Raw genomic sequence first — 12,081 nt, forward strand, 5'->3', positions numbered from 1 at the left:
TCTACATCAACTAATTGCATTCTGAATTCTGAATTCTGTTTATGCACTATAAGTCATTACTTTACTCGAAGTAAGCCAAGCATTAGCTATAGCATACTTAGTAATTACTGACTCTTGTGTAGCATTGCACGAACTCTTAATTTTTTGAGCATTGGTTACATCTTTCACAAGTTTCGCTTGGTAAGTGTAAAGAGAACCAGAAGCTTTTTCAAAACTTAGCTCGCCTAGAATCGTATTATTATCTAAACTTTGCTCTAAGATTTTTCCTGCAACTTTGTAATTAAACCAATCCCATCCTTCACTCAGAATTAGTTCTTTTTCCAAAGTTTGAAGTGCAGCAGGCAAAACTCCCCAGCCTCGATAGACTTTATCCAAACATTGAATATCGCCAGTACGAGTCAAAATCGATTTGAATGAATCTAGGTCGAGATTACCGTAGTATCTTCCTTCTGGCAAGTCTATAACTGTTGGTGCAAATCGATGTCCGCCAAAGTGCGATGATTTCCAAATTCGCACATTGTCTAAGTTCAAATCAGAAATAGCCGCTGTAGCATGAAAATGAAAGGGATTTCCATATCTGGCACAGCACTTATCATGGCTACCGTGGGTACATACTAAGATATCTCTAGTTGCAGTAGTTTCAACTTCAGAATTAGAGCCGATACCCCATAACCATTTTTGCACAACTGCTGCTACCTGCTCAATATTTGGTAGTATAAACTCTTGTTTATCATATCCATTAATCAACCCGTCTTTTTTCTGATAAATTAAAAGCGTAGTCTGGTTGATTTTGTGTGATAAATCATTAGCAATTAAGAGGAATCTAATTGGTAGTTTAGCACGTTTTACTTCCTCTATTAAAATCCTCAAATTCTCAGGCACCCATTTAGAGTTAAAGGCTTCTGATGTCCAAGGCGGAGGACACTCAACTAAAATATAAGTTTGGGAATTGGTGGCGCTACCAATAATTTCTTCTCCTGCTTGCCGCGAACGATCGGAACAAAAAAAGGTATTCATCTAACTATACTCATTAGTGTATTTTATGGACAAAATGTGTTGGTCATTACAGTTGTGTTCTTCGCTACAATATCCTTGGTCAAGGAAATAAAAAAGAACAATATGCATTTCCCAGTTAAAACTAGGTAGCCACTTTATAACATCATTGTTGATTAATGTAGTGGCAATTAATCAATTCTCCACAATAGAGATAAACAGTGTCAAGAGACATTTTTCCGTAGTAGCAAAGTTAATTTTGTATTTAATTTTATTGATATTTGGTATTTCATAAATTTTCCCTTACTGAAACTCGGCTTTTGTAAACTTAATTTTTTTAGCAAAATCAAATATTTTAATGTATCTATCTAGGTATACATATTGCAAATTTTTCTCAATATTTTGAGAAAAATAAAAGTAATTAGGATGCCGTAGGCTTTCCCAAGCCAATATCTCACTCGCCCTTTCTATTTCAAAGCGAGCAAAATGCTTACGCCACAAAAATCATTCCTAGATTCAGCAATGCCAAATAGTTAATCGATCTGTAAATGTTTTGTACTACATCCGCGATATGTTATTGAGCGAGACTAGTGACTGGTTATTTAGCAGCATCACTAATATCAGCATTAACAAAACTAGTATTTACGTTGCTACCTAATTTGACTCCCTGAAAATCACATCAGGATTTGATTTTAGGTATATGTCTTGACTGTAACTGAAGTCAATAATAAATGCAACTACTTGACAATTGTTATATTTTCTTTACAATTTTGTGTCTCCAAAAGCTTGGTTAAATTAGGGTAAATAAGCATTTCATCGTCAAAAGGTGTTACTAAAACAAGGATTGATACTTTTTAAATAATAGACAATAATTCTCAATTCTGGCAACTGTACTAAGGGTGCTTAGTTGTGCCTACGAACTGTAACTAATGACTAATTCCAAGATTTTTAGCTATGGCGATCGCATATTTCTACTTTCACGCAGAATTGAATCATTTTTTACCACGGCATCAAAAACAAGTGAGAATTTCTCATTCTTTTGAGGAAAGAGCCTCGATTAAGGACACCATCGAGTCGTTGGGGGTTCCTCATCCAGAAGTGAATTTTATAAAAGTTAATGATGAGTATGTAGATTTTTCTTACATTGTTGCGGATGGAGATATTATCAACGTTTATCCAATTTCTAGTAGGAGAGATATTACACCAAGTATTTATTTGCTACCAGAACCCCTCAGTAATATTCGTTTTGTTTTAGATATTCATTTAGGTAAACTAGCAACATCTCTAAGACTTTTAGGTTTTGATAGTTTATACCGCAATGATTACGAAGATGAGGAATTAGCAAAGATATCTTCCAACGAAGCACGAATTCTTTTGACTCGCGATCGGGGTTTATTAATGCGTAGTTTGGTAACGTATGGGTATTATGTCAGAAATACTAACCCCGAAAAACAAATCCTGGAAATATTGCAGCGCTTCGACTTATTTAAATTAGTTTCGCCATTTAAAAGGTGTTTGCGCTGCAATGGATTATTAGAATCTGTAGAGAAGGAATCCATCATTGAAAAAATACCAGAAAATGTGCGATGCCTACGGCGGCAAGCTACGCAAGTTGAAGAATTCCAGCGTTGCCAAAGTTGCGCTCGCGTTTATTGGAAAGGTTCGCATTACGAACGATTACAACAGTTTATTGATGGAGTACTTGAATCAAAAAGAGGTGAGTAAATCAGTAATGTTCATAAATCCAATGAAAGACCGCTTGCATTTGGAATGTTGGCAGCAGCTCCAACATCTTTTGTAGTTACCTGTTGCCGATTAAAATCATCACTAAGGGGATCTTCCTCGATATCTCCGCTAATTTCTTCTGGTTCTAGGGGAGCAGCCTCCTTTGCTTCATCCAGATTGATAGAACCAGGAGTTTCTTTTGCGTGAGACAAATCGATGAGCGGTTTTGATTGTTCGGAAGTCATGAGTTGTTAATTTATACAGCTTTCTTTAGTGTTGAATTTACTTTCAGCGCAAACATCATCCTTGAGAAAGAAACTATATGTAGTAATGTTCTTAGAAGGAGTATAAAAAAATATGACAATTTTAGCTCTCGATTTTGGCGGAACTAAACTAGCGGCTGCATTAGTAAACATCGGTTCGAGAGAGTGGTTGCGTTACGAACGCCGCCTGTCGCCAGCGAATGCAGATGCTAGCACTGATTTGGAAATTATGCGATCGCTAATTTACTCTTTACTACAAGATACAAAACCGAGTGCGATCGGTGTTAGCTTTGGCGGCCCTGTAGATGCTTCCACGGGAACGGTGCGATTATCTCATCATGTCCCTGGCTGGGAAAATATTCCCCTGAAAAACTTATTGGAAGAGGAGTTTGGTGTGAGCGTTGGTGTCGATAACGATGCTAACGTTGCTGCTTTGGGAGAACATCGCTTTGGGGCGGGACAAGGTTACGATAGCTTGTTTTACATAACTGTCAGCACTGGTGTGGGCGGTGGTTGGATACTCAACGGCCAGCCTTGGCGCGGTGTGGGTGGGATGGCTGGCGAAATTGGACACGTGGTTGTAGATCCTGCTGGGCCGATTTGTTTGTGCGGGAAGCGGGGATGTGTGGAACGTTTGGCTTCTGGACCTTATATGGCGCAAAATGCGAGGGAAGTTTTGGAAAATCAACCTCACAAAGTTGGGCAGCTGTTGAGAAATTTAGTCGGGAATGATTTAACGTTAATCACGGGACAGTTGGTGAGTGAGGCGGCGGCGGCTGGCGATGATGTGGCTAAGGAAGTTTTGTACAAAGCTGCTTGGGCGCTGGGTGTGGGTATTGGGAATGTGGCGAATTTAATGAATCCGCAGCGCTTTGTGTTGGGGGGTGGTGTGACGAAGGCGGGGGAGGATTTTTGGCGGGTGGTGCGACGCGTGGCGCGGGAAACTGCTTTACCAGAAGTTGATTTTAAAGTTATACCGGCGGCGTTGGGTGATGATGCGCCGTTGTGGGGGGCTGTGGCGATCGCTTCCATAAGCATCTCGAATTTATAAATTAAATTGTTGTCATGCTGTTAGTGAAGCGCGTGCGGAGTGTATAAGTGCAAACACAACTGATTATTTTTGACTGTGATGGGGTGTTAGTAGACAGCGAGACATTGGGGAATCGTATTCTTGTCGAATTTGTTGGAGAATTCGGGCTAGTACTCGAACTTAAAGAAGCTATTTTGTTATTCAAGGGTTGCAAAATGGGTGATTGCGTTGCTGTTATTGAGCAAAGACTTGGAAAAAAGCTGCCACCAGATTTTGTGACTCAGTTTCGTGCCCGCACTGCTGAAGCATTCGAGCGCGAACTGCTTCCTGTCAAAGGCATAGAAGCGGCTCTAGACAAAATAAACTTACCTATTTGTGTTGCTTCCAGTGGGCCGCTGGAAAAAATTAAGTTAGCTTTGCGTGTCACTAATTTGCTGCCTCGGTTTGAAGGGCGTATCTTTAGTTCCTATGAAATCGGCAGTTGGAAACCAGCACCAGACTTGTTCTTACATGCAGCTAAAAGTATGGGCTTTCAAGCTGCATCTTGCACTGTTGTAGAAGATAGTATTTTGGGTGTGCGTGCGGGTGTTGCTGCTGGTATGAGAGTTTTAGGTTACACCCATCAAAGTGAGGCTACTCTACTTGAAGAATATGGAGCGCATGTCTTTCACTCTATGTATCAACTGCCTTCTTTGTTGTCACACTATTAGAAAGCAAAGTAAATAATAATTCTGTTGGTGAGGGCGATGTCTGTGTTCAGTCAATTTCACCATGTAAATTATCAGGTGTTACTCCTGACAATAATTCATCGAGATCATGTACTTTTTCACTTAAGCAAGGTAAGTTACTCGTAATGCTTTGCAACACTAACGATTCTATACATTGCCCAGTTAACTCAGCAAGATGATGCAATCGCTCAAACAAAGATTCTGGAATTTCTAACGTCAATTTTTGGTTTGGCATATTTGAGAAGATTAAATTGTCGTGTTTCTTAATTATCAGTATTACAGGAAAAATTAATATTTTTACTGTTGAATCCCCTGACGAAATTCTCTAAGCGCTTCCAATGGAGACGACAACAACAAACAACGATTGAGCCGAGATAAATCTAATTCTGGAAATAGCTCACTTCTAACAACTTTCTCATATTCTTCTTCTCGTAAACAATAAACTTCAAAAGTACCATCTTCCCAAAACCAAACTTCTGGCACTTGCATTAATTTGTACTTCTGTAATTTGATGGGGCTACCGCTAGTAATCACCACTTCAATGCACAAATCTGGTATCGGTTTATCCGTTCCAAAGCAATAAGATAAATCTGCTTGATATTCTACTATCTCAGGAATAATCTGACTAAAACTACCACTAGGAAAAAATTCAATGCTTTTAACTTCAAAATAAGTAACTACTAGTGCAGCAATTAAACACTTAATCGCCTCGTGAGGTTTACCAATAGTCACAATTTCTAAAACTCCCTGACAATAAAACAGCCGCACGCCTGGGACATTTTCAAAACTAGCTTGAATCGCTTTAAATTTTTCCCAACTTAATCCACCTCGGAAGAAGCGTTGTTCTTCTGGTAAATTCAGAGAATTTTCTAACGTTTGAGTCATAATATCTTTCACTCTCCCGATTAGTAGTCACTTATTTATATCCTAAGTCAAAACCAAATTATCCCGATGAATCACAGTTTCCGCACCCGCATAGCCTAAAATTGTAGAAATTTCTCGTGAATGATACCCGCGAATTTTTTGCAGTTCATTACTGTTATAATTCACAAGCCCTCTAGCAATTTCGTTACCGTTGCTGTCACACAATTGGACTGCATCTTGTGTGTCAAACTCTCCTTCTATTGCTTTAATTCCCGCTGCTAATAAAGATTTTCCAGCTAAAGAAATTGCCGCGCTCGCACCTTCATCTAAATACAATTTTCCCGCAGGTACAAGTCCGTAAGCTATCCAACGTTTACGCGCAGAAGTTGGTTCTGGTTGCGGTTCAAAATGCGTTCCAATCAATTCACCTTGGATAATTTTTTCTATATTCTGGGGAAATCGTCCTTGGGTAATTACAGTCCGTACTCCAGCCGCGATCGCAATTCTCGCAGCCGAAATTTTTGTCACCATACCACCGGTACCCCATTGAGAACCTTGGGAACCTGTTTGTATTTGTAATTGAGCTAATTCTTTAATGCTACTAACTAAAGCGATCGGTCGCGCATCTGGTACGGAACGCGGATCGGCTGAGTAGAGGCGATCGACATCAGTCAGTAAAAATAACCAATCAGCTTCTACTAAACTTGCAACCAAGGCCGAAAGGGTGTCGTTGTCCCCAAATTTTAGTTCTTCTACTGCTACGGTATCATTTTCATTGACTACAGGAATCACTCCCAACCCCAATAATTCTTGAAAAGTATTGTAAACATTGAGATAGCGGCTACGCTGAACTAAGTCGCTGCGAGTCAATAATACCTGAGCGATCGGCTGTTGCAAAGTATTAAATAAGTCATCATATACGCGGATTAATCGCCCTTGTCCAACTGCTGCTACAGCCTGTTTGAGAGCGATCGCTTTGGGACGTTCGGTTAAGCCTAACCGCGCACAACCCACCCCGACAGCACCAGATGAAACCAAAATTACTCGGTGTCCCTGGCGTCTTAAACGGCAAAGTGTCTCCGCCAAAGTGGCGATGGTAGAAAGTGCTAATAGTCCGGTTTCTGGTTGGGTAAGGCTAGAAGTGCCAATTTTGACAACAATCGTTAGTGACATCAAAAAAGTTAAGAGTCATTGAATTTTAGATTTTAGATTTTTTCTTCGTCCAAAATCCAAAAACCAAAAAATATGTAATACCCAATTTCCAATGCCCTATGCCCCATACCCCATAACCAATTTGTAAAGCGCCAGCGTTCTATAAGTGAACGCCGACGCTTTACGGGTTTATATTTATTTATTATGCGCTAGAGTCTTTTTTAGCTGACTCCATGTTATTAATACTTATGATCCCCGATTTTTGGATTCCAGTAAGATTCCTTAACCATTTCTTTAGATTTACTTTCCTGATGATTTCTCAAGTTTTGTGAATTTTATTTTTCTTGGGGGTAATAGATGCTCCGAGTATTTCAGATACCCAAACTTCAAAATTTCGGACGGGATGAGAGCGCAAAGCCGCGTCTGGATGAATAATCGGTTCAACTAAAATGGTAAACATTCCTAAGCGATTACCTGCTAAAACATCAGTAAACAAGCGATCGCCTACCATCGCTACTTGATGCACTGGTAAATTCATTGCTTGCAGTGCCGCTCTAATTTTACGTCGGGAAGGCTTAGCTGCACCCAAATAGTAGGGTAAATTGAGCGATCGCGCAATTCCACCAATTCGCGCTTCACTTAAGTTATTGCTCACTAAGCACAATGCAGTACAAGCACGGATTTCCTCTACCCAGCTTTCTAGCTCTGGGGAAGCCGCCCCCACTCTAAAGGGTACTAAAGTTTCATCCACATCCAACACCAGCCCCTTAAGACCGTACTGTTGGATAATGTCCAGTGTTAAATTTAACACAGAACCTTCTAAAATTAAATCAGGCTGTAAAAGATTGTTCCAGGTCATAATCAACAGGCAAATGTAAATAGCTCCAGACAAAAGAGCATAACCTAATAAAGTTTAGTTAGTCGAACTCCACCCTGGAATATCTCCACGAACACTTTGAGATAAAATCCCTAAAATTTTATCTATCTCTTTGATGTAATAATTATTCAAATCAATAAATATCTCGTTTGCTTCTAACTTCAAAAACTTCCAAATCTCTCCTGTTGTTACCGCACCAAAAATTTTTTTAATTTGATTTCCTTCTTGTTGATTAAACAATTGTGCTGCCAACATTGCCGCCGCACATTGACCTAATCCGCCTTTAATGTTTTCATTTTTTGCTTCAAAAATCATCGCCACAGGCGCATTAATTGTTAGTTGTTCTTTAGAAAGACTGATAATAAAATCACAATAACCATTCAGACCTTTCTCTACATCTACATTAAAATCTGTTCCAGAAAATAAACTAATTGGATAATTAGCCCTACGTCTTACCTCCAATAAAATTGGTGTAATAATCATTTCTGAACGAGCTTTTTCAGTATTAATTGCTAAAGCCAATTCTGTGGTTTCTTCTAAGGTATTTGTGAGTTTATCGCTTGGCTGTAGAGGTTCTATATTGCCACACAAATCAGTTTCTTCATCAATGCTGATGCTGAATGACTTTTTAAATTTACTTAATGTAAAATCGCTATAAGCCATTTTCAGCACCTCATAGCAATTTGGTATTTTAGATTAGCCAATGTCCTTTTTTGAAGCTAGAGGGCGATATGACAGATCGCACAACAAGGGCAGAAAAATATTTCTTTCCCAGTCATCGGTCAACCCTATTTTCAAGACAGCTTTAACGTTCGATTTTACTCTACTTCATTAAAAAGATGTTCCTCTAGGAGCGGTTGTACTTGACGAAACTCCTCTGGTGAAAGTAATTCAGGTTCACCTGTTTTCGATATTCGTGCAAAAAACAATAGCGGATCTAGAGGTGTATAGATTGCATATTCCCGATCTTCATCATAGAAGCTAGCCAATAGCTGTAATTGCTCTGGTTCCAAATCTGCTTCTTCGTCTTCAATTTCTAAAGTAAACAGTTCTGATTCTTCAACTGGTGGTAAATCACCTGCAACTGTCAGAGCATATGCTGTATTCTTTAGTGTTAAGTTTTGCTCGGATAGTACAGCTTGGGCGTTGCTAAAAATTTGCTCAATGATGGCATCATCTTCTACAAGAACTGCTTCTTCTTCCTCATCTTCACCTTGCCAAGAAAAAATTTCTACAGGGGAATCAACAGGAAGAAGTAAAACATATTCTTGCCCATCTACCTCTAGGGTATGCTCTATGTAACATTCGAGCGATCGCCCTTTTTCATCAGTCAAAGTGATGGAGCCGGTATGAGCATTATCATTTTCTTCAGGAAATTCAGAGGAAAACATGGTCAAAATTTATAACTTTAATAAACACCAACAACTTTGTAAATCGTTCAGCTATCAAATAGCTTTACACGTAAATCCAAATGCTGGGTAATAGTTTTCAGAATATCATGTTAAAAGGTATCAATACTCAATAGCCGCCACTGAAGTATGGGAATTACTACGCTTCATATCTAGCCATTGTTGCAAAATCAAAGATGCTGCCTTGCGGTCAATTAAACCTTTATGGCGTGATGGAGAGCGATTCTCAGCTATTAGCAGTTGTTCCGCTTGAAATGAAGTTAATCGTTCATCTACATATTCCACAGGCAAATTCAGCGCTTTGGCAAGTCTTTTGGCAAACTTTTGGACATGACGCGCTTGAAATCCTAGTGAGCCATCCATTGAATAAGGTAAACCGATAACCAAGACTTGCACCTGGCGTTCGTTAATTATTTGCCGGATTTGCTCGACATCCTGCTCAAAAGATGTACGTTCAATTGTAGCGATCCCCGCGGCAATTAAACCCGTGCGATCGCACCCTGCCACACCAATTCGCTTGCGACCGCAATCTAATCCCAAAGCTGAAATAAAAGGTTTTCCTTGCTCTTGGGGTATCACACTACTTCTCCTGCGGTGCATCTGATTCGGGAATCGCCGATGCTTCGATGCTAGTGTTTTTTACCGAAAAATTAATCGGTTCTGATTTGCTTGGCTGTGGTTTCTCCGACGATGGTGACTTTGGTGGTTGTACCCAAGACATGCCCCCCGGTATGGGTTTGCGAGCCGGTTGTAAACCTTGTAGCATATCAGTCCACTGAATCCCTTCTAAGGAGACGAATTTTGACTCCCGTAGCTTGTGCCACACAGAGCGAGACATAATTAGCGTATGTTCTATGCGTTTTGCTCCAATTCGCTCCAAATATTCTTCTCGCTCTGCCTGATAATCTGAGGAAGCTAATTGTAAGCCTTGCTGAGGAAAATCTTGGGCAATACGAGCCAGTTGAGATAGTAATTCTGGATACAACCAGGTGTAAGCCGGGTGAACCGTCAGCGTCGCAACGTGGGGGACTTCGCCCTTGCGATCGAGTTGCACCTGAAAATAGCCGATGGCGGCTTTGCGTTGCGGTTCAAATACGTAACCACTGACTACTTCTGTTTTGGTTACCCATTGCTTGACAGCATCCATTAAAGCGCCGAACAAACTGGTTTTAAAATCGCGGGTATTGCGGTCAAAAACTTGACGCACCAAAGGTGGCATCGATGCCGTATCTAACTGATATAATAACTGGGCATCAGCATTGCTCACTGGCAAAAGGTTGGGCAAATCTGGCTCTGCTTGCGCCAATTCCACCAGTAATTCCGGCTCGATTTCCCAATATGTCATTTCTGCCAGACGCTGAAATCCATTTTGTCGATACAGTGCCAGCCCTTCTATATCGTTGATGTTAACTTCCAGTAGCCAAGTGCGAGCTTCCAAAATCGATTCAAAGCAATGGCGCAAAAGCTGTGAGCCAATTCCTTGTTTATCGCCACCACGTTCTAGTAGCACTCGATCGATCCGCCAAGTGCTGCGCGTGCGGTTAAAAGGTGACACTTGAATCATTCCTAAAAGCATCCGCCCTTGCTCTGCTACATAAGCACAGAGGCGATACTGTAGCGGGTTAGGAAACCAACTCAAAAATTTGAGTAATCCATACCAGCGACGTAACCACTGCATCTGGCTGATGGCAAAATTGGCTCCCTTGGGAGTAAGGGCTGAGAATGACTCTTGAGTTATGCGCTCAACTCCGTCCAGATCGCGGTATTGGAGTGGTCGGATGACAATGCTGAGATTTCGGGGAAGTAATGAAGTCATTTTAATTCGAGCCGCCATTTAGCCTTAACTAACTGCTCTTTGTCGGAACTGCTGCAATCATCTTAACTACTTTCTGCTCTTGACTATTGCGCCAAAAGGGTGATTTTAGTAACTTAATACTTAAAAAAGCAGAAAAAGCAGATTTTGTGAGAACGCCATTGGCATTAACTCGACAACATCTGCCTTTATTTTATTTGAATTTTGATTAAAGTATGTGTATATTTATAAGCCTTGTCGAGAAACTAGCTTTTCAAAGTGGGCTTGGGTTTGATGGAGTAGTTGCTGGCGGCTATCGAAGAGTGTTTGCTTCAGGGGTGGAACAAGATTACGAGCTTGTAAAGTCATGTGTAGTTGTAGGTTAGCCACATATTCACTGAAATCTTGATTCATTTCATCTGCGATCGCATCCGTTAAGAAATTGGATTCCATTGCCACTGTGTTCTCCTGTGTTAATCCTGTGCTGTCTCTGGACATCATCAAAAATTATCACGTTGTGTGGACTAACTTCTTAGTTCGCAATGAACTTTAACGCTTCTTTAGAGATAGCCATCTCTACGACGGGCTACGCCAACACCAACCCATCAAAATCTTAAACCAATCCCACCTTGCACAGAAATAGCAGTACCACCACTATCGCGGTAAGCATCAAAAGCGATGATGGCGTTCCCAAAAAGCACAGTATTGCTATTCGGAATCATGTAATCAATTCCTGGCTGTAAAGCAAAACTAATTTTATCGCCCACAGGAGAGGAATCACCAGCAAACACCAACCCAGCACCCAAATAAGCATCAGCTTGCCAATTCAAAGGTACATCATAAGAAACCGTCGGTACAATTGCCGTACCATTACCAATTAAAACTTGGGCACGCAGAGAAATTGGTGCTTCCAAAAGCTTGTAACGCCCAGCTATCACCCCCCCAATTTGCACGCCATCAGTAATACCAATAGTCGGGCCGATACCAATATAACTGCCATAGGCTACTTGAGCCTGCGCTGGTTTAGCACTCATAGCTAAACTCAAGGCCAAGCCAGCCCCCAAAACAGAAAGCGGATATGGAACAAATTTCATAGCCCAATTCCTCACACCATTTTTTGTAATTTGTCATAGGGCATGGGGCATCGGGCATCGGGCATTGGGGACTGGGGACTGGGGATTGGTTATTAATTCTTATCCCTCATCTCCCCATCTCGCCATCTCCCCATCTCCCCATCTCCCCCATTCC

General features: G+C 40.8%; 15 protein-coding genes. 3 read left to right on the forward strand and 12 right to left on the reverse strand.

Going from position 1 to position 12,081, the window contains the following annotated elements:
- Window positions 1–39 precede the first annotated feature (39 nt).
- Window positions 40–1,017, reverse strand: coding sequence for a sucrase ferredoxin (locus NSTC745_RS12865; RefSeq protein WP_445637483.1), 978 nt, complete (start codon window positions 1,015–1,017; stop codon window positions 40–42).
- Between the two features lie 930 nt (window positions 1,018–1,947).
- Here NSTC745_RS12865 and NSTC745_RS12870 point away from each other — a divergent pair.
- Window positions 1,948–2,718, forward strand: a complete 771-nt coding sequence (locus NSTC745_RS12870; RefSeq protein WP_445637484.1) for a Mut7-C RNAse domain-containing protein — start codon at window positions 1,948–1,950, stop codon at window positions 2,716–2,718.
- A gap of 11 nt (window positions 2,719–2,729) precedes the next feature.
- On the opposite strand, the gene NSTC745_RS12875 is transcribed toward NSTC745_RS12870, so the two are convergent.
- Window positions 2,730–2,963, reverse strand: a complete 234-nt coding sequence (locus NSTC745_RS12875) for a hypothetical protein (RefSeq protein WP_445637485.1) — start codon at window positions 2,961–2,963, stop codon at window positions 2,730–2,732.
- 112 nt (window positions 2,964–3,075) lie between these two features.
- Between NSTC745_RS12875 and NSTC745_RS12880 the strand changes: the two genes are divergently transcribed.
- Both NSTC745_RS12880 and NSTC745_RS12885 read left to right on the forward strand, forming a co-directional pair.
- Window positions 3,076–4,032 (forward strand): ROK family protein, encoded by a 957-nt coding sequence (locus NSTC745_RS12880; protein WP_445637486.1) that lies wholly within the window; start codon window positions 3,076–3,078, stop codon window positions 4,030–4,032.
- Window positions 4,033–4,079: 47 nt separating this feature from the next.
- The gene (locus tag NSTC745_RS12885; RefSeq protein WP_445637487.1) at window positions 4,080–4,721 is read left to right on the forward strand and encodes an HAD family hydrolase; all 642 of its coding nucleotides are present in this window, start codon (window positions 4,080–4,082) and stop codon (window positions 4,719–4,721) included.
- A 46-nt stretch (window positions 4,722–4,767) separates the two neighbouring features.
- Here the strand turns inward: NSTC745_RS12885 and NSTC745_RS12890 are convergent, their stop codons facing one another.
- The 10 genes from NSTC745_RS12890 to NSTC745_RS12935 form a co-directional block, all read right to left on the reverse strand.
- The gene (locus NSTC745_RS12890) at window positions 4,768–4,974 is read right to left on the reverse strand and encodes an AbrB/MazE/SpoVT family DNA-binding domain-containing protein (protein WP_445637488.1); all 207 of its coding nucleotides are present in this window, start codon (window positions 4,972–4,974) and stop codon (window positions 4,768–4,770) included.
- Window positions 4,975–5,036: 62 nt separating this feature from the next.
- On the reverse strand, window positions 5,037–5,624 hold the full coding sequence (locus NSTC745_RS12895) for a Uma2 family endonuclease (RefSeq protein WP_445637489.1): 588 nt from the start codon (window positions 5,622–5,624) through the stop codon (window positions 5,037–5,039).
- 42 nt (window positions 5,625–5,666) lie between these two features.
- The gene (gene proB / locus NSTC745_RS12900) at window positions 5,667–6,776 is read right to left on the reverse strand and encodes a glutamate 5-kinase (RefSeq protein WP_445637490.1); all 1,110 of its coding nucleotides are present in this window, start codon (window positions 6,774–6,776) and stop codon (window positions 5,667–5,669) included.
- Between the two features lie 298 nt (window positions 6,777–7,074).
- On the reverse strand, window positions 7,075–7,614 hold the full coding sequence (locus NSTC745_RS12905; protein ID WP_445637491.1) for a YqeG family HAD IIIA-type phosphatase: 540 nt from the start codon (window positions 7,612–7,614) through the stop codon (window positions 7,075–7,077).
- Between the two features lie 54 nt (window positions 7,615–7,668).
- Complete coding sequence (locus NSTC745_RS12910) at window positions 7,669–8,295, reverse strand: hypothetical protein (RefSeq protein WP_445637492.1); 627 nt, start codon at window positions 8,293–8,295, stop codon at window positions 7,669–7,671.
- Window positions 8,296–8,450: 155 nt separating this feature from the next.
- Window positions 8,451–9,023: a DUF3727 domain-containing protein gene (locus tag NSTC745_RS12915; protein ID WP_445637493.1), complete on the reverse strand. Its 573-nt coding sequence runs from the start codon at window positions 9,021–9,023 to the stop codon at window positions 8,451–8,453.
- Between the two features lie 120 nt (window positions 9,024–9,143).
- Window positions 9,144–9,620 carry a Holliday junction resolvase RuvX gene (gene ruvX / locus NSTC745_RS12920; protein ID WP_445637494.1) on the reverse strand — a complete coding sequence of 159 codons (477 nt, stop codon included), beginning with the start codon at window positions 9,618–9,620 and terminating at the stop codon, window positions 9,144–9,146.
- A gap of 1 nt (window position 9,621) precedes the next feature.
- Window positions 9,622–10,875: a GNAT family N-acetyltransferase gene (locus tag NSTC745_RS12925; protein ID WP_445637495.1), complete on the reverse strand. Its 1,254-nt coding sequence runs from the start codon at window positions 10,873–10,875 to the stop codon at window positions 9,622–9,624.
- Window positions 10,876–11,079: 204 nt separating this feature from the next.
- A complete protein-coding gene (locus NSTC745_RS12930) occupies window positions 11,080–11,286 on the reverse strand; it encodes a hypothetical protein (RefSeq protein WP_096534681.1) in 207 nt (68 codons plus the stop codon).
- Between the two features lie 152 nt (window positions 11,287–11,438).
- Window positions 11,439–11,927, reverse strand: a complete 489-nt coding sequence (locus NSTC745_RS12935; protein ID WP_445637496.1) for a hypothetical protein — start codon at window positions 11,925–11,927, stop codon at window positions 11,439–11,441.
- Window positions 11,928–12,081 lie beyond the last annotated feature (154 nt).

The organism is Nostoc sp. DSM 114161 (assembly GCF_052692665.1).